Here is a 21,036-nt window from a genome sequence, read left to right on the forward strand (position 1 = left end):
GAGTTGGTCCGATGAAGATTAAACCGTTTTGGGCAATTTTATTGGTAATTGTGCTTATTTGGGCTGGTAATTATATATACGCGGAAAAACATAAGCTCAAGCATCCGGTCTTTCTAAATCACTATCTGGATTTAAACGCGGACTACGAACAGTATATTCCGTTTTATTTTATTACAAATAAAGAAGATACGTCTTTCATTCAAACGGTAGAATTAGGAAGTATTCGTGGAATGCCAGATCAATTCCGTGGAGATAATGGAATAGAAGAAATGGAGCAATTCGGTAGGTATTCGCTAAAGAGAGTGTATATCCAATTTAATCCTGAAACATATGTGACTCCCAGTGAGACGAAGAAGTTCGATGAAATGACGGTCTACTTCTCGGAAAATCATACAACGAACTATCCAATAGGGCGAATCGTTTTCCAACCCGAAAAAGAAGAGCGGAATCCTTTGTCGTTTAAGTCGGGCTCATCCGGTGAGTACACAGAGACACGTCTGAATGTGACAGAAGCATTAGCACTAGAATCAGTAAGTACGGCATTTGATGACGCATTACAAGATCGATTTCACATCAAATTGCAAAATGCAAATAGTAATGAAACCGTACAACCCAATCCAGTAATAGAAAACGCCGAGTGGAATAAAGCGACAGGTAGTGATGTGCGTGAGGTGAATTTTCCTTTGCATTTGGATAAAAGTGACTGGCTGACCGTGAAAAGTTATGCTGATCCTTCACTGCATGCCGCCATGGACGTGAAGATTAATTTGTCTGGTACGACGGAAACCGGCAAACCATTTACTGCACAAGTCGGTCATCTCCAGTACGAACCGGATTTGACGAAAGATTCCATTCAACAAATTATTGACGAGCGAGTGGAGGTGGCCCATCATGAATAAAGCATTCAGGCTATTTTTCTGGGGCTATCTCTTCGTATTCTTTCGTTTACAAATAGGTATCGACATACTAGCAGCACCGATCGGTTACTATATGATTTATTCGGGAGCAGGACTACTTGCCGAACGATTTCCGATAGCGAAAAAAGTGGAACTTACTGCGTTTATTGGCATGTTGATTTCAGTGCCTGGTGTTTTTGTGAACTTAGGCGAAGTCACAAGTGGTGGTTGGACGTTGTATGCAGAATTCCTCTTCGTCTGGAAAGTAATCGTTGTATATTACTTGTTCAGTACTTGGAAATCCATGACACAACAAACCGGTCAAGCGCATATTCGTAATCGTCTACACATGTCCTATATTTGGTATGTGAGTATTAATTTCTTGATGATGCTGATGACTGCATTTTCATTGAACTTTGGCGATCATGCTTTTTCCACACTTTTTATCGCGACTAGTTTTGCAGTTGTGGCGATGGATATTATTCTTCTATTCCTTATCGCAGCTTTGCGTAGAGTGGATTGGTTAGAATATGAAACAAACAAGACTTCACTAATTCAGTGATGTCTTGTTTGTTTTTCAAATCAATATCTAGTTAATCAACATTGTTCCCTTTATTACACCCGTTTTAACCGCGTTCTAGTTCTCATCGCAAACCGTTGCAACATGGCAGGCCAAGTCATCCCGAACAATACCAAGAATATTCCAAGAAACTGCAGCAGCGTTAGTCTTTCACCAAGCAGCAACATCGAAGCGATAATTGCCACGGGTAACTCCACAGCACTCAAAATGGAAGACATACCGGCGCCCACTTTCGGCACTCCGACTGAAAACAGAAATATAGGTAGAACAATGCCAAACACACCTAAAATAGCACCGTAAATCCATAATCCATCGCCTAGCATTCCATTCCATAAAATTTCCGGAGACTGGAAAAATGTAATCGCGATTGCTGCATAAAATGACATCAAAAACAACCGCGTCACGACATCCATCCCAGGAACGGGCTTTTGATTTGCCGTGACGAATGCAGCGAAACTAAATGCCGCAGCAATTCCCCATGCCCATCCTTGCCACGGAATATCATTCAAGTCCACATCGATCAAACCTGCAGCTAGAATGGTCCCGCCAAATAAAAACAGAAGTGATACAACTTCGGACTGTTTTGGTAAACGCTTGGCTAATACACACTCATACAACATACCGATCCATGTGAATTGAAACAATAGGACAACTGCTAGTGATGCAGGCATATACTCTACCGATTTACCGTATACGGTGCCAGTAATCGCAGTAAATAATCCTGCAATCAACACTGGAAAACTACCGCGAAATATTGGTTTAGAGCGTTTAACAACAATAAATATAACAAGTGCCAAAAGAAATCCTGTATAATATTGGCTCGTCACTGCTTCTGAAGCGGTGAAGCCGTCTTGAATTGCTAATTTAATAATCGTCGATAAAATTCCATAACTCGCAGCCCCAAATACAACGAGCAGCGGATACATCCACGGTTTCATGTACACAACCTCCATTTCCATCGGATCATAGTATATCACGGAAATGGTCTTTCAGATTGTGTATTATCCGTCTCATTTCCCGGGAAATATCGATAACTACTGCGAATGAATGTGGAAAAGCCGTACAATGCAATTTGCACCGTACGACTTTTATTGGCAAATCAGTGGGGTGCGCCGTAGTCATCCGACGAGCTGCCGCCACTTAAGCGAGGGGAGTGGTTGATCTTTTCCTTCATCATATCTTTTCTTTGGTCGGGCAACGAGATGGAATCGACCGTTTGCATATCTTCATGCAAATCGAACAGACTAACTGTATTCGTTCGTAGATTTTCGGGATGTGTTTGAATCAGACGATACGTATTCGGATGATAGTGAGGGGCACTATTTTCTTTAGATACCATATCAAATCGCCTCCTATTATGCTTGACGAACCATTTTTAGAAGCATATGCGCCAAGGTATGTTGCTCTTCTTTAGAACCTGAATCCCATAACTCCTGCAATAAATACTGTTCACGGTTACGAGGCTCTTCATTGCGTGATAAATAATTGGCAATAAACGCAGTCGTTTTCGCCAACTGCTCATCGCTTAAGCCAAGACTTTCACCTTTTTCTACTTTGTCAGCAAGATAACCTTTAAAATGATTGAAGTTCTGCAAAATTTGCTCTTTCTTTTCCTCACCCATTTTCGAGATTTCGGCTTCTACGTTGTCTTTTACTCCCACTACTCAACCACTCCTTTTCATCGTGATAACTTTAGCTTGTGCAAGGAGTGAAGAACTATGCATGTGTTAGTTATATGTAAAGTATGTTAAACCATGTGTGAAAATAGTCCTCGATGGGTAGAAGTAAAGCAGAGTGTTAACAAAAGGAGGTGCAAAAATGGCTGATAAACAATATGTGGGTACGTTTCACTCTCTCGATAATGTCCTTTATAAAATAACGGAACTTGAAGCGCAAGGTTTTAAAAAGAATCATATGTGTGCAGTTTCCAACGTGCGCGATGATTTAAAGGTTCTAGAAAGTGATTCTGAAATCGAGTTGATCGGTATTCAAGAAGGTTCGCTATGGGATCATACGCGTCGGTTGTTCAATAGTAAGGACGAAATGTTAACGATATTTATTAAAATGGGTTTTTCGAAGCAAGAATCAAAAACATTCTATAATGATTTAAAAGAAGGCGGTATTGCCTTGTTTGTCGATCATTTAACAGATGGGGAACGGGCGGAATCTGTAGACTTGCATGATAGTGCTGGACAGCAAACGGATAGCGGTGAAAGTCTGGATGGTGATCCAAATGAAGAAGTAGGGAATCCTATTCCAAATAGTCCTCGAATAGATACAGACCAGTTGTGAAAAAGAAGGATCTCCCATTGTAATGGAAGATCCTTCTTTTTTTGTGTGCGTGAAAAAGCCTGCTGATTGAGCAGCAGGCTTACTGTACTTATATTACTTTTCAGGATGCGCTTCGTCATCGCTGAAGTGTTCTTTCGCTTCACCAATTTTTTCTTGTGCAGCGCCTTTTGCTTTATCCCATTTACCTTCAGCTTGCATTTTTGTATTATCGGTTAAATCGCCAACTGTATCTTTTACGCTACCTTTAAGTTTGTTTCCCATGCCTTTTAATTTATCTTCTGTACCATGATCATTGTTACTCATACTATCTCCTCCGTTTCGTTGTTACTATATAAATACCCACTTTTCGAACGTGAAAACATGTTTTTATAAACGCCACATATTGGGAAGAACCGGAAACCTTTTTAGGCTCCGGTTTTCAAGTGTCTGCAAATGTCTGGCATTACGGTTTACTGTTCATTCCTGCAAGGTGACTAAATTGCTCCATAAGTTTTTCCCGTGACTGCTTATTTCGCATGATATATAGTGCGCCAAGTCCGACAGCTGTCATCGCCATTTTGTTCATTTGTCCAACACCTCCGACATACAGTATGGTGCATATTCCGTGTAATATACAAAAAACTAAATATAAAGCAATTGCTTATCTGATTATTTCCTGTTTAATTGACGTTATGATGATATAATTCCAGTATTCGCATTAAACGGACAGGAAGTGTCAACATGAATATACAAGCTAAATCGACAATTCGTGACTTACGATTTTGGCGGATTGTCATTGGTCTCGGTATCGCATCTGTGCTAATCTTTGCTGCGATGTATGCCATCCAACCTTTATTGCCTATATTAACAAAGCAATTTAACGTTTCTGTATCCACTGCGAGTTTGGCCATGTCCATCAACACCATCGGACTTATTTTAGGGCTTGTAGTTCTGGGGTTTTATTCCGATCGTCTTGGTAGATCCGTTTTTGTGAAAGTATCCATTTTACTTACTGCGCTTTTATTCATTCCGATGTTTTTGACTAACTCTTTCACTGTCATACTCATACTGCGATTCCTGCAGGGCTTTGCTATGTCTGGGGTACTTGCGGCAGCACTTGCTTATATCAATGAAGAAATCCATGAACGGTCTGTTAGTTTGGCGACTGCGTTATATATTTCATTTAATGGGACAGGAGGCATGCTCGGACGTTTTGTGACAGGTTATTTGGCGGAACGCTGGTCGTGGGAACTATCGCTTCAGTTATTAACTGTTGTCGGCATAGTGGTGTTTGCTATCTTGCTGTTCTTCTTGCCAAAATCTGCGTACTTCGAGCCAAGTGTAGAGTCGATAAAAAAGGATATTCAGGGCTTCGGCTATCATTTGAAGAATCCTACCTTGCTCGTTGTTTTTGGCTTGGGTATTGTGCTACAACTCAGCTTCACGGGCATGTGGACGTTCCTACCGTTTCATTTAACTGCATCACCTTTTAGTCTGACGCTGGATGAAGTGTCTTATATCTACTTTGCCTATGCATTTGGTATTATCGGCGCTCCAATGGCTGGTTCAATTGCAGTCAAGTATGGTATGAATACTGTGCGCTTTACGGGTGTCCTCTTGTTGGCTATCGGTTGCCTTCTGACTATTGCCGTCAAATTACCTTTGATTATTATCGGATATTGTATAATTTGTTTAGGCTTCTTTTCAGCTCACTCTTTGACGGCGGCTTCAGTCAGCAAGGAGGCGACGCATCATAAAGGAAGTGCGGCGAGTCTATACTTGGTATCTTATTATGTAGGTATGGCAGCGGGTAGTACGCTTGTAACGCCGTTGTGGCAATTTGCGGGTTGGACTGGACTTGCGATGTTTTCGGCTGTCGTACCGGTCGTCTACGTATTGATGATCCGCTTGCGGCGAAAGGTGTTAAGTCGTGCGTGAAGAGTAAACTGGATGCAAGTTGTTATCCAAGTATCACTTATTTATCATAATTTAGTAGGTTTGAAAAAGTTTATATGTAGGGAAAACAAAAGAAGTACAAGTAGCGAGCCAGTGACTTTTCTAATACAAAGCCATGTGCTAAATTAGAGAAAAACCTGTGATTATACTATCGAAGTAGCTTGGTTGGTTTTCGACATAGAGAGCTCTACAACGTATACTTAAGCTAACTACATAAAATTTTACGGAAGGGACGTGAAGCTTTGACGAAAAAGGTATGGTTTCAGGTCGGTGTCGGCGTCTTATTGGCGCTATTGATCACCAAGTACTTTTTAGAAGTAAATTATATTTTTAAGCCTGTTGGTATTATCTTACAGACTATTATTATGCCATTGATCTTTGGCGGACTTCTTTATTATATTACAGTACCCATTCAACATTACTTGGAAAAGAAGAACATGCCGCGATGGGGAAGTATCATTACGATTATGCTTATACTTGTAGCTGTTATTTGGATTTTAGTTGCAATTATTGGTCCAATGGTTACGAAACAAGTGAATAACTTAGTGGATAATGGTCCTACTCTTACTCGCCAAATTGAGCAACTGAAAGATCAAGTTCTTAACGAAAAAGATAATCTCCCTGAAGGATTGCAGGATTCTTTGAATTCGGCAGTTGAATCGATTCAAACGTTCGCAGTAACATTTGGAAAGTGGCTCGTACAATTTGTTCAATCATTCATCCAGGCTGTAGCTTTACTCTTGCTCGTGCCGTTCTTCTTCCTGTTTATGTTGAAGGATCATGAAAAATTGGCGCCAAGAATTTACAATCTGTTTTCGGGAAAACGACGTTTATGGGTGAAGAAAACTTTAGAGGATATTGATCACGTATTACGTTCGTATATTCAAGGACAATTATTGATTAGTGCAATATTGGCAACACTTATTTTAATTGGGTACTCCATTATCGGATTGCAGTATGCTTTATTGTTGGCAATTCTAGCGTTGTTCATGAATATTATTCCGTTTATCGGGCCATGGATTGCGGTAGCGCCTGCTGTAATAATTGCGTATTTACAGGAACCGAAGTTAGTTATTTGGGTCGGAGTCGTTACGTTGGTCGCACAGCAAATCGACAGTAACTTAATTACGCCGAACGTCATGGGGAAGTCTCTTGATATTCATCCACTGACCATCATTACGGTGTTGCTAGTAGCGGGAAGTCTCGCAGGATTCCTAGGCATCCTAGTAGCTGTACCTGCTTATGCGGTAGGTAAAGTCATTGTGCAAAACATCTATGAAATGCGAAAAGAAATTAGTGAAGCCGCCACGAAGAACGTATAGCGGCGAACCGGCCTTCTAGTCTTCGGACTGGAAGGTTTTTTGGTGAATAATTAAAACAAAATTGCACATCCTAACGAAAACGAGAGGATGTAGCATATGCTGACGGAATTTCCCGTTATTCATACCAATGTGTGGGATGCGATATGGGGTGTGCCAGTCGTTTTGATTGTGGTACTGCTTGCTAAGTGGTTATTTAAAGTACCGCTTACTTGGCTCTCGACGGTATCCACAGTAGTTGCGCTCGGCTTGTCGATATTTATTAGCCATCCGAAAAACTTATCTGCCGGAATCTTCATGGGATTTTTTTATAGTGGTGCGGCAATGGGGATCATCTATTCGATCAAACAATCCTATCATGCCTATCGTAAACGTTAAAAGCAGGCCTTCGCGTAATGAGCGAAAGCCTGCTTTTTCATGGTAATGGACAAAATCCACAGCGCATCAATCCTGGTACATCTTTAGAAAAACAACAAGTTTTGCGGACAGTGGTGTTTAATAAAGCGGACGGTTCTGATCCATTCAAATAGCTTGCGAAACGTGAGTGATCGGCGATACCCGTCCATGTGGTGTCGTCTTTTAGTATGTCTAAATCTTCTCTCGCTTCCATTTCCGATCCAGGATCAGACAATAGCACATGATACTGCCATAGCCAGAAGCCGAAGATGTTTTCCCATAAGGTTAAGGGAGATACGGAGACAGCTGTACGCAATGACGCAATCACTGCGTGTGCATCATCCAGAATCTGTCTAATATGCGATTGGCGATCTTCGTCATCAATCATTTCCCAATCTGAGCTATCTGCAAAAGTGCTGATCGTTTTATTGCCGAACTCTTCTAGAGCGCCAAATTGTAAATCTTCCGCTGATCCGTTCCACATTTCGTCATACGCAGCGAGATTATACAACTGCATAGCGAAAAACATACCGAGTCTGCGAACGAAGAACGAAGTAGCGACGACTTCATTTGGACTTTGACTGACGGTTTGGATCACTTGTACAATACTCTGTACTTTCGAAGGGTCCAGGACATCCGCTAGTGTAAAGACGGGATGTGCTGGTGGATTCAGGTAGATGCTGTAACTATTCAATTCTCTGATTTGGTCTGATGTAAGTGTAGTCATGGTTTCAGTATAATCAATTATTTTGATAGAAACAACTTGAATGCTATGCCTGCCCAACCAGTTTCCTAGGCCTTTACATACAATAGGCAGTGAAGAGGTGGTGAAGGGTGGAGACCCAAGAATTGGCTCGTAATGAATCATTTGAGGTGGAGCAAAGAGAATGGAAGATGCGGCAACGTAAAGAACGCGGCAAGCAGTTGCTGACGATTGTGTCGCCGATCTTCTTGCTAGTATTATGGGAAATAATGTCGAGAACAGGTTTCTTGGATATTCGTTTTTTCCCACCGCCTAGTACAATTGTGCAAACTTTCTATGACATGATTGTGAGCGGTGCGATGGCGAAGCATGTTGGCGTATCGTTGTATCGAATATTCATCGGATTTCTGGCAGGTGTAATACCAGGTGTTATTGTCGGTTTGCTGATGGGATTATATTCACCGATCCGGCATTTTGTACAGCCGATTGTTATGGCGCTTATGCCTATTCCGACATTGGCGTTATTGCCGATCATTATTATTTTATTCGGAATCGGGGATTTGTCGAAAGTCGTGACGATTGCAGGCAGTGTGTTTTTCCCAGTTGTGATCAACACAGCAGCAGGTGTACTGAACATTGATAAGATTTATTTGGATGTTGCGAGTAACTATCAAACGAGCCAGTGGAATTTCTTCTTCAAAATTGCCCTTCCCGGTGCGTTGCCTGTCATGCTCGAAGGAATCCAGATGGGGCAGGCGATTGCGTTGTTGACGATTGTGGCGGCAGAGATGATGGGAGCGACTTCAGGGATTGGTTATTTGATATGGACGTCCTATAAGGCCTTTTTATTACCCGAAATGTATGTGGGATTAATTCTGATCTCATTTTTCGGTTATTTATTCTCGCTTTTACTGCGTGCGCTTCAAAATAAGTTACTGCCATGGAGGTGAGGGAAATGGAGGGGAAGCCTAAAATTTCAGTAGATGGATTAATGAAATCCTTTTATAAGAAACAAGACAGTGTCGTCGCGCTTGAGAATATTTCCATGACTGTAAAAGACGGTGAGTTCGTTTGTATAGTCGGACCGAGTGGATGTGGCAAGACGACATTACTGCGGATTCTTGCTGGACTTGAACAACCAAGTGTTGGCACTTTTACGATTGAAACAGAATCGAATGATCGGCCTCTGCAATCAATGGTCTTCCAAGAACGTGGGGTTATTCCATGGCTGACGGTACGCGAAAACGTCGCCTTTGGTTTGAAGATGCGTAATTTGCCGAAAGCATTCATTGCTGAACGAACGGACTTTTATTTGAAGAAGACGGGATTGGAGCGATTCGCTTCGCTATATCCAAAGGAATTGTCTGGCGGAATGAAACAACGGGTGAGTATTGCCAGGGCATTCGCAAACGATCCGGAGATTCTATTGATGGATGAACCGTTTGGCGCGCTCGATGAACAGAATCGCTTTATTTTGCAGGAAGAGTTATTGAGTATTTGGGCAGAGACGAAAAAGACGGTGTTGTTCATTACGCATAGTATCGATGAAGCATTGTTGTTAAGTGATCGAATTCTATTGATGGGCGCACAGCCAGGAAAAATTATCGAAGAGATTATCATTGATAAACCTAGACCGAGAAAGATGGAAGATATTCGGAAAGATCCTGAAATGGCAGCGAAATTCATTGAGATTTGGCATCACTTGCAAGAAGAAGTACTGAAATCGAGAGAATAAATGATAAAAGGAGAGATGATGTGGGGAAGTGGATGAAAAAGGCAGGTTTATTCAGCGTATTGTCAGTTGTATTGATAATGGGTGCGTGCTCTCCAAAAGAAGTTGTGAAGCCTGTAGCGAACGATGATAAGCCTATATCCGGTGACTTAGCTCCGCTTGAAAAGCAGGCGAAGGTATTCATTGCGGAAGATGGGGCTGCTTCTGGAGCAGGTTTCTATATTGCGAAGGAAAAGGGTTATTTTGACGACTATAATATACGTGTAGATTTTGCGGACTTTGCCAACAGCGATGATATGTTACCTGCACTAGCTGCCGGAGAAGTGGATATCGCGGGTGGCGTTTCTACAGCATCATTCTTCAACGCGATTGCCCAAGGAATCGATGTTCGGATTATCGCAGATAAAGGACATAATATGCTTGGCAAGTCCTACTTCAGTTTCGTCATTGGTAATCATATGGTTGATGAAATCAAGGAGTACAGCGACTTCAAAGGAAAGAAAATTGCTGTGTCATCAAGGAATTCGATTGATGGGTATATCTATGAAGAAATGTTAAAGCACGCAGGTTTGACAGAAGACGATGTGGAATATGTCCATATCGCAGACTTTGGTGCGATGCTTGGAGCAATTGATTCAGGAACAATTGATGCTGCATTGAACATTGAACCATTGATCGCACAAGGAATCCACAAAGGTTTCCACGTACGCTTCGGGGACGCGACAGACTATGCACCCGAGTCTCAGATCGCCATGGTATTGGCTTCACCGCAGTTCATGGCCAATAAAGATCTATCGGTGCGCTTCATGGCAGCCTACCTTAAAGGAGTGCGTGACTACAACGACGCGTTCTTTAAGGATCAAGGAAAAGATGAAATTATCGACATCATGGTGAAACATACGGCTTTGAAGGATCATGAATTATGGGAGAGAGTATTCGTAACAGGGCTCGATCCGAACGGTAAGATGTTCATCGACGATATTAAGAAGCAGTATGAGATGTACAAAGCTAATGGCGCTATACGTGGGGAAATCGACTTTGACAAGTCTGTAGATCCATCGCTAGTCGAGCGTGCTATTAAGGAGATAGGGTTATATGAAGAGTGATAGGTAGACAGCTGTCCAGGAAGTCATGATGGGTGTGACTTCATGGACAGTTTTTTGATGTGGAATTAGATAGGCTGGCAGGAGGATTAGCGCTCGGACGTGTTTCGGATGGGACGCCAGCTGGAGCTTCCATCCCATCACACTCACAATGTCCCTTACCATTCGCAAAAGAAGCTCCAATTACAAATTCATCTATAATCTGACAGAAATTCGTGCTAGAATAATACGACTGACTAGCGGAAGCATGGTGAAAGAAATGAGAAAATACATAGGCGAAATAGGATTGACAATCACCGCCATCATCTGGGGTAGCGGCTTTGTGATGAGCGCGCTCGCTTTGGACTACTACACACCGTATCAAATCTTAGCAGTACGCTTCACAATTGGCGCACTATTACTAGCACTCGTATTCCACAAGCGGCTACGCCAACTAAACAAATCCATACTATGGCAAGGAACAGTGCTCGGGATCTTGCTGTACGCAGCATTTGCCCTGCAAACAGTAGGACTTCAATTCACAACACCTTCAAAAAATGCCTTTCTAACGGGTGTGAATGTAGTGATTGTACCGTTTATCGCATTTATCCTATATAAGCGAAAGCTCGACAAATTTGAGTTAGGTGGTGCCGTTTTGGCACTCATCGGAGTAGCAGTATTATCGTTGCAGTGGTCTTCAAGCATAAATATAGGAGACCTGCTGACACTTGGTTGCGCCGTGATGTTCGCATTCCATATCTTCTACACAGGACGATTCGTCAGTTCGGTGGATCCTATTTTGCTGACATTATTGCAAATGACGGTTGCCGCGGTGATCAGCTGTATCACGGTCATTGTAATAGGTGAGACTTCATTCTCGATGGATTCGGCAGCCTTAAGTTCAGTATTGTACTTGGCAGTATTCTCGACGACACTAGCATTTTTGATGCAAACCGTTGCACAGAAGCATCTGTCGGAAACGAAGGCTGCTATTATTTTGTCAACGGAGTCCGTGTGGGGGATGGTCTTTTCCGTGGCCCTAGCTTACGAATTACTGACATTTCGAATGTTTCTCGGCGCATTGATTATCTTTATCGCCATTTTATTATCTGAAGTCAGACCGCAATTATTGCGAAAGCGCATCCCACCACAAATTAAAGAACGTAAAATATGAAAAAAAGGGTTGTCCAACGGGTCATAAACTGACTATGGGACAACCCTTTTCTATGGATTTTTAGTAGCCAATGCAGTTTGATAACTATGCAACGACATGCCGCCGATAATTACTAGCACGCCTACTAATGAAAGAACGCCAGGTAATGGCAAGCTTAGCAACAACATCTCACCAAGCATGGCGAAAATTAATTCGACAGACTGCGTAGCTTCAACTGCCGCTAGTTTTCCTTGATCATGTTGCACCATATCGGTTGCCATGAAGAAGAGAGAGGTGGCTATAACGCCTGAACTCACCGAGACAATCAATGACTGCACCACTTGGCTTGTAGAAGGCAATCCGACCGTCGACCAAGCATATAACGCAAGGATTAACCAAATCGGTATCGTCATCAGTGTCATCGCAAGTACACGTTGGAACATATCAAGACGTCCGCCTACTAGGTTCATCATTTTTCGATTACCAAGTGGATAGGCGAATGCTGCAATGACAAGCGGCAACGTACCGAACATAATAGTTTTCGTCGATACGCTACTCGCATGTGGAATCTGGATCAACACGACACCCACGAAGATGACCAATGAAATTACCAACGATGCTGCAGGAATACGGTGGCGGATTGTGCGGAATCCCCCTGTTTCCGTCTTCGCTTGGAACGTGAAGAAGGGTGCTAGCAAAACCCCAGCCACAATCGTCATTTGCCATGTTCCTGCAACAAGCCATCCCGGACTATAGCCAGCTGAAAACGTCAGCGGACCATAGAATAGAACGAATGCGACGAAACTCCAAATGAAAAAGGACCAGGGGGCAACAGTCATTCCCCGTTTGACGCCATGCAATCCTCTACGCATCGCTACAATGACGAGTAGAAATGGAACCATGAAGAAATAGCGCAGTGAAGCACTCCACATCCAGCTACCGCCATCCAGTTCCATGGATCGATTCAATACAAATGTCACCGCAAAGAATAGTGCGGATAAAATGCCAATCCAAATTGCTTTCATACGCTTAACCGCGTTGTTCTTGAAGTTTCAATGTCTCGATAATAACTTGTGTAGCTTTCACCATATTGTCTGCTGAGATGAATTCGTATTTACCGTGGTAATTTTCGCCGCCCGTAAAGATATTTGGCGTTGGCATTCCCATGTAGGAAAGTTGGGAACCATCTGTACCCCCACGAATGGGTGCGATTTTCGGTTCAATATCAAGACTCCGATAGACATCCGCTACTACATCGACGATTTCCATTACAGGCGTAATTTTCTCACCCATATTGAAGTACTGATCCGTTACTGTTAGCTCTACCGCATGTTGACCGTACTTTTCCTGAAGCTGTGTAGCAGTATCTTGTACAAGTTGCTTGCGAGCTTCAAAAGAATCTCTATCAAAGTCACGGATAATATATTGGTAGGTCGTTTTTTCTACAGAACCATCGATATTCATTAAGTGAATGAAGCCTTCATAATGCTCCGTTTCCTGCGGAATTTCGTGTTGTGGCATTGCTTGCTGGAATTCTGCCGCGATTAGCAAGGAGTTGACCATTTTATCTTTAGCTGTTCCTGGGTGGACATTCGCACCGTGGAAAATCACTTCAACACCTGCCGCGTTAAAACTTTCATACTGTAGTTCCCCAAGTGGTCCGCCGTCCATTGTATAAGCAAAGTCAGCGCCAAAACGTTCTACGTCAAACTTATGTGGACCAAGCCCAATTTCTTCGTCAGGTGTGAAGCCTATGCGTACCTTCCCGTGTTTGATTTCAGGATGCTCGACTAAATAGTGCATCGCTGTCATGATTTCCGCGATTCCAGCTTTATCGTCAGCACCTAGTAAAGTTGTGCCATCTGTCGTAATCAGGGTATGGCCAATGTAGTTGTTGAGCTCTGGAAATGCTTGTACGCTCATAATTGTTGATTCGTTTAATGAGATGTCCTTACCGTCATAGTTATCAATACGTTGTGGGTTGACGTTCGTACCCGTGTAGTCAGGAGCTGTGTCGATATGCGCCAAGAAGCCGACCGTTGGTAATTGTTTTTCCGTGTTTGATGGCAGCGTACCAAATAGGTAGCCGTTTTCGTCGACTGAGATGTCTTCGAGACCAATATCAGTCATCTCTTTTTCGAGTACCCGCAACAGGTCCCATTGTTTTTCTGTGGACGGTGTTGTGTCCGAAGTAGCGTCGGATTGTGTGTCGATTTTAGCGTAGCGTGTGAGTCGTTCGATTAGTTCTTCTTTCATAAAGCAAGCTCCTCTCCAAGATGCGAATTAATGTTTTCATTTTAACAGAAGGGTGTGAAAATTACGCTTAAAAGGAATAAAAAAAGAACCGAGAATTTCGGTTCTTGGGGAATTATAAAGGTTTAGTTAGTGTTGGGGATGGGGTTTGCGCTCTAGGCGGGTCGCCGCTCCTTGTGCAAAGATTTGCACCAAACGCTTCGCTATTACTCGCAAAAGCCGTCCATCGCTACGGCTCTCGCTCGAATCCCTTGCATAGCAAGTGGTTGAAACTTACCGCTCATTATTAAAATTAGTTTTGATCTAGACCTTGATCTGTCATTGAACTTAAATAAGTTGAAACACAACAATAATTCACACACTATCTACAATGAGCGATATAAGTATCCCCACTTGGTAAGTAGGATTGAAGCGGAAGCTCGGGCCACGCCCTCAGGAAAGCGTCTCCAGCTGGAGCTTCAATCCCTTCGCACTCACTAATTAGCTTACATCTTTAAAGTGTTTAATTTACGACAATCAAGCAAATATATTAATCGTAGTGATGATGATCGGCATCGAGACGACGTCTATGAGGAAGGCGCCTACGATGGGGACGATCAAGAAGGCCTTGCGTGACGGACCATAGCGTCCTGTGACGGCTGCCATGTTCGCCATCGCATTTGGCGTCGCACCCAAACTATGGCCTGCGAAACCAGCGATCATAACGGCTGCGTCGTAATCCTTACCGAGCAAACGGAACAGGACGAAGATCGCAAACAACGCGACGAAGATCACTTGTACAAAGACGATCAGCAACAATGGAAGTGCCAAATCTGCAACTTCCCACAGCTTGATGCTCATTAACGCCATCGATAAGAAAATACCGAGTGAAACGTCGCCGATCAAATTGATGCTTGTCATATGAACCGCATCTTCCTTCACGCGATCCACAATATTACGAACGATAACTGCAACGAACATCGCGCCTACATAACCTGGCATGACGAAACCAGTGGCACTAGAGAACAGATCCCCGATAAATGTACCGCCTGCGATACAAAGAGTAATCAATAACGTCTGTGTTAGGAAGTTATCTGTGTTGATTGGTTTTTCCAATGATTCCACGGAATATGCTTTTTCATGCTCGACTTCCGTAGATTTTAAATCATATTTATTGATCAAGTATTTAACGATTGGACCACCGATTAGACCGCCTGCTACGAGTCCGAAGGTTGCTGCTGCAATACCAACGGATAGGGCTGAATCAATCCCAAGGCTCTCTAATGTTTCCCCGTAAGCAGTAGCACCACCGTGTCCGCCTTCCATCGAGACAGCGCCAGCCATCATACCGATCAACGGGTGTAATCCAAATATATAGGACATGGATACACCAATGACGTTTTGGATCAGTGCTAAGAAGCCACAAGCTACCCAGTAGATCATCAATAGCTTTCCGCCTAGACGAATCAAACGGAAACTAGCACCCAGACCGACTGTTGTGAAAAATGTCAGCATGAATAGATTTTGCAATGAAGTATCTAAAGAAAAACTCACTAAATCAAAGTACTTCAAAATAGTCGCTAAAAACGCGAAACAGGGGCAGGGATACAGAATTTCTGGAGAAAGCCGACTTTACGGACTAACATCGTACCCAGTGTTAGGAGAGCTAACGCTAAAAACAGCGTAGAAATTTGATTTAGCTCAATTGTCATGTGATTCGACCTCCCAGCAATGCAAAGATTGCTTCATTTGTAAGATAGGCCCCCAGCTTAACCGTTTGATTATGATGATCAAGTGACGGATTTATTTCGGAAATGTCGAATGAAAGTGTTTTCTCATGCGATGCCACCGTTTGAATGAAAGAGCGTACAATCAACGGATCTAATCCGAAGGGAGATGGCGCACTTACACCTGGAGCGAACGCAGAATTCAGGACATCCGAGCACAATGTTAACAAAATAGCGTCTTGTTTATCAATGAATAACTGTATTTTTTGCAATGTATCATCTAAAGGACTTGTCGAAATTTCTTGTTCTGTGACATATGTCACGCCTTTTGCATCGGCTTCTGCGAATAATGCGTCTGTATTGCCAAATTCTTGAATACCTAGCACAAGGTAGTCAACATGCGGATCGGCGTCGAGCATCTGCTTGAACATCGTGCCTGAAGAAGGTTGTTCATCGTAGCCACGCAAGTCGAAGTGAGCATCAATATTTATTACACCAAGTTTTGCGTCAGGGCCTAGGAAGTCTCGAACTCCTGTATAATGACCGTAAGCGGTTTCATGTCCGCCACCTAAAATAACGGGTTTCGTATGATGGAGAAGGCTCTTTTGAACGACTGTGCCTAATTCAGCTTGCGCTTGTTCTAGCTGACCGTGCTCACATATGACAGTGCCTACATCAATTATTTGACGGTCAGCAGGCAAACGCCAAGGTAGTTTCGCTAGTTCGTTACGTAGGGCATTCGGTCCTTCTGCAGCACCGAGTCTGCCATTATTTCGACGTACACCTTCTTCTGAAGAAAATCCGATGAGGGTACATGTTTTATTGGTAGCGCTTTCTTTTAATTCGGAAAATTGGATGATTTGATGCATTCGGAATGCAGCTCTGTCGGTCTCACTATCGGTACGACCTGACCAGTATTTTTCATTTGATGGAATTAACAATATACTTCACCCTTTCCAACGTGATATTCTTACTATACTGGTTTGTATTTATTAATTCTAATACATGTTTTTCATATATTCATGCATGCAGGCTATAAGTGGAGGTGAGATGAATGGAATTCAAGCAATTGCAGTATTTTGTCATGGTGGTGCAGCAATCCAGCTTTTCTGAAGCGGCTAAAAAACTTCATCTTTCGCAGCCTTCGCTCAGCAAAGCGATCAAGAATTTGGAGTTAGAAGTCGGATTTCAGTTACTCGAACGAACGACTAAACGTGTCCAACTAACGGAATCAGGTAGCGTAATTTATGAGCGTGCCTTGCAAATTTTTCATGAGGCAGATATTTTACAACAAGAGATTAAAGAGGTGAAGTGGACAGGCAATGGAAGTGTGCAGATCGGGATGATTGAATCCGTGAAGAATTGGCTTCCTTCTATATTACTTGCATATCGCCAGGAGTTTCCATCGATGCATGTGAAGTTAATAGAAGTATTAGGCCGTGGAGATGTTGAGCGAGCGCTCCGTCAGTACGCTGTCCATGTCTGTTTAACCAATCAATTTATAGAAGCTTCGGATATTGTCTCGATACCTTTGTATCGAGAGCAATTAGCAGTTGTCATGCATCCTGAACATCGTCTGGCGAGCAAGGATTCCATTACGCTAGCCGACTTAGAAGATGAGGCATTCATTGTCACGAGTGTTGGGTTGCAAACGAGACAAGATATATTTGCTGCGTTTGCCGAAGAAGGCGTGCGAATGAATATATGTTACGAAGTAGAGCGCTTTGAAACGATTGTAGAACTTGTACGGGAGAATATTGGAATTTCGATTATTCCACAAAAGTATTTTGCGCACGGGCCTGATCCGACCATTGTCATTAAAACAACCAATTCAAAGACGTTAGCCCGTACAGTGTATCTAACTTATTTGGAAAAGCGTTATATGCCACCAGCTATTGAGGTGTTGATCGATAGTATGCAAATGCGGCGAGATTCCTCTGTAAAGTCGAAAGAGGGAGGGGAAACTGAATGAATAAATTTTTATTCGGCATATTAGTCGTTATTACGACCGCTTTAATGGGCTCGTCATTTGCTATTGGGAAAATTGGATTGGAATACTCTTCACCGCTGTTGCTAGTGGCAATGCGGTTTACGATTGCAGGCGTCATCATGGCCGTGGTAGTAAAGATATTAAAAAAACCACACCCGAAAACATTTGGAGAGTGGAAGTGGCTTGTGCTGATTGGTTCATTGCAGACAGCTGCGGTCATGGGATGTATATTTATGGCGCTTCGGACGATCACGTCAGGTGAAACATCTATTTTAACATTTACAAATCCGTTGCTTGTCGTTGTCATCGGGACGCTAGTATTGAAAATACATTACCGCTTGCAACAATGGATTGGTGTTGTTTGTGGTTTGTTTGGGGTATTCATTACAATGGGCGGTCATTTAGACTGGAAGATTGGTACAGTGTTAGGGTTTTTATCTGCTGTAGCGTGGGCTTGTGCGACATTGCTCGTCAAAGTACATGGGCATCGTTTTGATACGTGGGTAATGACTGCATATCAAATGCTATTTGGCGGATTGATCTTATTTGTAGCGAGTTATGTACTTGAAGAACCGTTTTTCATAGCGAATCCATTGTCATTAGCGATTTTAGGATGGCTTGCGATTGCCGCATCCATTGTACAGTTTTCTATTTGGTTTTATTTATTACAGACAGGAAATCCCGAGAGAACGAGTGCGTTTTTGTTTTTGGCACCATTCTTCGGGACGTTGTCGGGATGGGTTCTGTTGGATGAGAAGTTATCCATGTCATTGATTTTAGGAGGTATGCTCATCAGTTTGGGAATATTCCTCGTGAACTGGCGTAGCAAACGAGAGCTTAGAAGAGGACTAGTTGACTTGCCATAGACGACAATAAGCTTGAAGCTCGCTGAGAAATGCTTGGACTTCATTCGTCTTAGAACGAGTGCCTGTATAAAAAGCACGTTTAATTGGCGCGACTTTATAATCCAATATGGTTAGATCACCTTGTGCGAGCTCCTGTTTGGAACTGTGGCGCGACAAAATAGCGATGCCCAGCCCGCTAAGAACGGCTTGTTTGATACTTTCTGGCGAGCTCATAATAGTAGGCTGTACTTGGACTCCATACTGTTTAAGCGATTGATCAATTAATAGACGACTAGGATCTTCCGTATCAGGTAAAATCCAATGTGTATTTTGCAAATCTAGGATAGACGAGCTTCTCTTACGTGCAAGTGGGTGTGTAGCAGAGGCAATAAGTACTAGTTCGTCTTGCATAAATGCTTCAGCCGATGGTAGGTTGTCCAGTTCACTGCAACCAACGTCGACTTTATGGCTTTTCAGTAATCGCGCAATGTCAGAAGAAGGAGCAGTTGTTAGTTCGAGCCGCATATCGGGATACTTCGCGTGTAGACGAGTGAGTACGTCTGGTAAAATAGCTTGCGAAATAACTGGTGAAGCACCAATACGTAAAGTTCCTTTTAGTGAGGTTGTTTGCGTTAAATCTATATTTGTATGATTAATCAAATCAATCATCTCCAATACACATTTTTATAGTGAATGACTTGTAGTTGTGACTGGTTTTTTTGTGAAAAAATAGCCTTGCAATAATCTGCAAGGCATCGAACACACCATTATTGAACTGTATAATTTTTGTGTGCGACGACAGTCATGTTGGAAGCTGCTCCAATATTTTCAGCGTCTTGTTCAGAAATTTTTACAATGACGGAGTTTTCAAGGATTTTGTGTATAGTCCCGGAAACTTCATAATCATTACGGTTGAAAGATATGACTTCGTCTACATACCGTGATGCTACAAAATCAGAAACTGGACGATCTTTTCGTGGGAATGCCAATCGAATCAACTCCTTCAGTAGTGTGGAATTTAGTCTGTCGCAATTTGTCAGTAAAACAAAACGGAAAATGCGTACAATAGCTTACTAGATCTAGTATAACACATTTCGGGAAATTATTCATCATACTAGAACTTTGTCGATTGGGCAAGTATTTTGTATAATCATTTGATGAAGTAGAAAGTATTGATCGTTATAGATAGAAGCTGACGTGATATACTACATCATATAAATCAATTGGTTGACATTATACCTCTGGGGGTATATTATTAGGATAACATATAGGAGGTTGAGCGATATGGAGTATGATGACAAAGTCAAAAATCGTTTGAAGCGTCTAGAGGGTCAAATCAAAGGCGTCTTGCGTATGATGGAAGAGGGCAAGGACTGTAAAGAAGTGATCACGCAATTATCAGCCAGTCGTTCTGCTATTGATCGTACAATTGGCGTAATCGTTAGTTCCAACTTGATTGCCTGTATTGAAAACTTAGACGAAGCAGATGAACGCACACATGAATCTATTATTAGTGAAGCCGTGGATCTTCTAGTAAAGAGTCGATGAGCAACATCACTTGACTCTTTTTTTTATAGCATATAATATACCCCCATAGGTATTTAGCAAAATGATTTTCAAATAGAAGGAGACGAGAGCATGACAGAGCAAAAGAAAACAACGATTGTATTATTTAGTGGGGATTACGATAAAGTGATGGCGGCTTATATTATCGCGAACGGCGCAGCGGCATATGATCATGAAGTAACAATTTTCCATACGTTTTGGGGATTGAACGCATTGCGCAAAGATGAACCGATTAAAAGTAATAAAAGTTTCATTGAAAAGGCGTTCGGTAAAATGATGCCGCGTGGAGCAGATAAAATGGGATTATCGCAAATGAACTTTGCAGGAATGGGTCCTAAGATGATCAAGCAAGTAATGAAAAAGCATAACGCGATGACATTACCACAACTGATCGATATGGCAATAGAGCAGGACGTACGATTGATTGCCTGTACGATGACAATGGATTTGCTAGGACTGAATGAAGGAGAGCTTCTACAAGAAGTGGAGTATGGCGGTGTGGCAGCTTACTTAGGTGAGGCGCAAGATGGTCAAGTGAACTTGTTTATTTAATTTTTTTATACAAATGAATACCCCCGGGTGTATAGG

General features: G+C 42.5%; 25 protein-coding genes and 1 pseudogene. 14 read left to right on the forward strand and 12 right to left on the reverse strand.

Annotated features, from left to right (window positions below):
* Positions 1–11 precede the first annotated feature (11 nt).
* Complete coding sequence (locus SporoP32a_RS10555; protein WP_085427842.1) at positions 12–899, forward strand: hypothetical protein; 888 nt, start codon at positions 12–14, stop codon at positions 897–899.
* On the forward strand, positions 892–1,458 hold the full coding sequence (locus tag SporoP32a_RS10560; protein ID WP_085427843.1) for a hypothetical protein: 567 nt from the start codon (positions 892–894) through the stop codon (positions 1,456–1,458). Before SporoP32a_RS10555 ends, SporoP32a_RS10560 begins: the two co-directional genes overlap by 8 nt.
* Before the next feature lie 53 nt (positions 1,459–1,511).
* Here SporoP32a_RS10560 and SporoP32a_RS10565 read toward each other — a convergent pair whose 3' ends face one another.
* The 3 genes from SporoP32a_RS10565 to SporoP32a_RS10575 form a co-directional block, all read right to left on the reverse strand.
* Positions 1,512–2,414: an EamA family transporter gene (locus tag SporoP32a_RS10565; protein WP_085427844.1), complete on the reverse strand. Its 903-nt coding sequence runs from the start codon at positions 2,412–2,414 to the stop codon at positions 1,512–1,514.
* Between the two features lie 161 nt (positions 2,415–2,575).
* Positions 2,576–2,815: a hypothetical protein gene (locus tag SporoP32a_RS10570; RefSeq protein WP_085427845.1), complete on the reverse strand. Its 240-nt coding sequence runs from the start codon at positions 2,813–2,815 to the stop codon at positions 2,576–2,578.
* A 16-nt stretch (positions 2,816–2,831) separates the two neighbouring features.
* Complete coding sequence (locus SporoP32a_RS10575) at positions 2,832–3,098, reverse strand: DUF3243 domain-containing protein (RefSeq protein ID WP_085429050.1); 267 nt, start codon at positions 3,096–3,098, stop codon at positions 2,832–2,834.
* 196 nt (positions 3,099–3,294) lie between these two features.
* Here SporoP32a_RS10575 and SporoP32a_RS10580 point away from each other — a divergent pair, with 196 nt between their 5' ends.
* Positions 3,295–3,768, forward strand: a complete 474-nt coding sequence (locus SporoP32a_RS10580) for a general stress protein (RefSeq protein WP_085427846.1) — start codon at positions 3,295–3,297, stop codon at positions 3,766–3,768.
* A 93-nt stretch (positions 3,769–3,861) separates the two neighbouring features.
* Here the strand turns inward: SporoP32a_RS10580 and SporoP32a_RS10585 are convergent, their stop codons facing one another.
* Positions 3,862–4,071 carry a CsbD family protein gene (locus SporoP32a_RS10585; RefSeq protein ID WP_085427847.1) on the reverse strand — a complete coding sequence of 70 codons (210 nt, stop codon included), beginning with the start codon at positions 4,069–4,071 and terminating at the stop codon, positions 3,862–3,864.
* A gap of 139 nt (positions 4,072–4,210) precedes the next feature.
* Entirely contained in the window at positions 4,211–4,333 is a 123-nt protein-coding gene (locus SporoP32a_RS17360; protein ID WP_257788336.1) for a hypothetical protein, read from the reverse strand.
* Positions 4,334–4,488: 155 nt separating this feature from the next.
* Here SporoP32a_RS17360 and SporoP32a_RS10590 point away from each other — a divergent pair, with 155 nt between their 5' ends.
* The 3 genes from SporoP32a_RS10590 (at position 4,489) to SporoP32a_RS10600 (ending at position 7,400) form a co-directional block, all read left to right on the forward strand.
* Positions 4,489–5,685 (forward strand): MFS transporter, encoded by a 1,197-nt coding sequence (locus SporoP32a_RS10590; protein ID WP_085427848.1) that lies wholly within the window; start codon positions 4,489–4,491, stop codon positions 5,683–5,685.
* A gap of 260 nt (positions 5,686–5,945) precedes the next feature.
* Positions 5,946–7,025, forward strand: coding sequence for an AI-2E family transporter (locus SporoP32a_RS10595; RefSeq protein WP_085427849.1), 1,080 nt, complete (start codon positions 5,946–5,948; stop codon positions 7,023–7,025).
* A 96-nt stretch (positions 7,026–7,121) separates the two neighbouring features.
* Positions 7,122–7,400, forward strand: a complete 279-nt coding sequence (locus tag SporoP32a_RS10600) for a hypothetical protein (protein WP_232319513.1) — start codon at positions 7,122–7,124, stop codon at positions 7,398–7,400.
* Positions 7,401–7,437: 37 nt separating this feature from the next.
* Here SporoP32a_RS10600 and SporoP32a_RS10605 read toward each other — a convergent pair whose 3' ends face one another.
* Positions 7,438–8,145, reverse strand: coding sequence for a hypothetical protein (locus SporoP32a_RS10605; RefSeq protein ID WP_085429052.1), 708 nt, complete (start codon positions 8,143–8,145; stop codon positions 7,438–7,440).
* A 167-nt stretch (positions 8,146–8,312) separates the two neighbouring features.
* On the opposite strand from SporoP32a_RS10605, the gene SporoP32a_RS10610 reads away from it, so the two are divergent.
* From SporoP32a_RS10610 to SporoP32a_RS10625, 4 genes are all read left to right on the forward strand, one after another.
* Positions 8,313–9,071: an ABC transporter permease gene (locus tag SporoP32a_RS10610; RefSeq protein ID WP_198166274.1), complete on the forward strand. Its 759-nt coding sequence runs from the start codon at positions 8,313–8,315 to the stop codon at positions 9,069–9,071.
* A gap of 5 nt (positions 9,072–9,076) precedes the next feature.
* A complete protein-coding gene (locus SporoP32a_RS10615; RefSeq protein WP_085427851.1) occupies positions 9,077–9,856 on the forward strand; it encodes an ABC transporter ATP-binding protein in 780 nt (259 codons plus the stop codon).
* A 32-nt stretch (positions 9,857–9,888) separates the two neighbouring features.
* Positions 9,889–10,959: an ABC transporter substrate-binding protein gene (locus tag SporoP32a_RS10620; protein ID WP_085429053.1), complete on the forward strand. Its 1,071-nt coding sequence runs from the start codon at positions 9,889–9,891 to the stop codon at positions 10,957–10,959.
* 256 nt (positions 10,960–11,215) lie between these two features.
* Positions 11,216–12,109, forward strand: a complete 894-nt coding sequence (locus SporoP32a_RS10625) for a DMT family transporter (protein ID WP_085429054.1) — start codon at positions 11,216–11,218, stop codon at positions 12,107–12,109.
* Positions 12,110–12,159: 50 nt separating this feature from the next.
* Here the strand turns inward: SporoP32a_RS10625 and SporoP32a_RS10630 are convergent, their stop codons facing one another.
* From SporoP32a_RS10630 to hutG, 4 genes and pseudogenes are all read right to left on the reverse strand, one after another.
* Positions 12,160–13,113 carry a DMT family transporter gene (locus SporoP32a_RS10630; protein WP_085427852.1) on the reverse strand — a complete coding sequence of 318 codons (954 nt, stop codon included), beginning with the start codon at positions 13,111–13,113 and terminating at the stop codon, positions 12,160–12,162.
* 4 nt (positions 13,114–13,117) lie between these two features.
* Positions 13,118–14,344: a peptidase T gene (gene pepT, locus SporoP32a_RS10635; protein ID WP_085427853.1), complete on the reverse strand. Its 1,227-nt coding sequence runs from the start codon at positions 14,342–14,344 to the stop codon at positions 13,118–13,120.
* A gap of 513 nt (positions 14,345–14,857) precedes the next feature.
* Positions 14,858–16,032, reverse strand: a pseudogene (gene gltS, locus SporoP32a_RS10640) (sodium/glutamate symporter).
* Positions 16,029–16,988 (reverse strand): formimidoylglutamase, encoded by a 960-nt coding sequence (gene hutG, locus SporoP32a_RS10645; RefSeq protein ID WP_085427854.1) that lies wholly within the window; start codon positions 16,986–16,988, stop codon positions 16,029–16,031. The pseudogene gltS and the gene hutG overlap by 4 nt, the downstream one beginning before the upstream one ends.
* A 113-nt stretch (positions 16,989–17,101) precedes the next feature.
* Here hutG and SporoP32a_RS10650 point away from each other — a divergent pair, with 113 nt between their 5' ends.
* Both SporoP32a_RS10650 and SporoP32a_RS10655 read left to right on the forward strand, forming a co-directional pair.
* Entirely contained in the window at positions 17,102–18,019 is a 918-nt protein-coding gene (locus SporoP32a_RS10650) for a LysR family transcriptional regulator (protein WP_085427855.1), read from the forward strand.
* The gene (locus tag SporoP32a_RS10655) at positions 18,016–18,903 is read left to right on the forward strand and encodes a DMT family transporter (protein WP_085427856.1); all 888 of its coding nucleotides are present in this window, start codon (positions 18,016–18,018) and stop codon (positions 18,901–18,903) included. The genes SporoP32a_RS10650 and SporoP32a_RS10655 overlap by 4 nt, the downstream gene beginning before the upstream one ends.
* Here SporoP32a_RS10655 and SporoP32a_RS10660 read toward each other — a convergent pair.
* Both SporoP32a_RS10660 and SporoP32a_RS10665 read right to left on the reverse strand, forming a co-directional pair.
* Entirely contained in the window at positions 18,886–19,542 is a 657-nt protein-coding gene (locus SporoP32a_RS10660) for a substrate-binding domain-containing protein (protein ID WP_198166144.1), read from the reverse strand. The genes SporoP32a_RS10655 and SporoP32a_RS10660 overlap by 18 nt on opposite strands.
* Positions 19,543–19,649: 107 nt before the next feature.
* Positions 19,650–19,871 (reverse strand): DUF2187 family protein, encoded by a 222-nt coding sequence (locus SporoP32a_RS10665; RefSeq protein WP_085427858.1) that lies wholly within the window; start codon positions 19,869–19,871, stop codon positions 19,650–19,652.
* A gap of 295 nt (positions 19,872–20,166) precedes the next feature.
* On the opposite strand from SporoP32a_RS10665, the gene SporoP32a_RS10670 reads away from it, so the two are divergent.
* Positions 20,167–20,430, forward strand: a complete 264-nt coding sequence (locus tag SporoP32a_RS10670; protein WP_085427859.1) for a metal-sensitive transcriptional regulator — start codon at positions 20,167–20,169, stop codon at positions 20,428–20,430.
* Positions 20,431–20,520: 90 nt separating this feature from the next.
* Positions 20,521–21,000 carry a DsrE/DsrF/DrsH-like family protein gene (locus tag SporoP32a_RS10675; RefSeq protein WP_085427860.1) on the forward strand — a complete coding sequence of 160 codons (480 nt, stop codon included), beginning with the start codon at positions 20,521–20,523 and terminating at the stop codon, positions 20,998–21,000.
* The last annotated feature ends 36 nt before the right edge of the window (positions 21,001–21,036 follow it).

The sequence above is a fragment of the Sporosarcina ureae genome, from assembly GCF_002109325.1.
Classification (GTDB): domain Bacteria; phylum Bacillota; class Bacilli; order Bacillales_A; family Planococcaceae; genus Sporosarcina; species Sporosarcina ureae_C.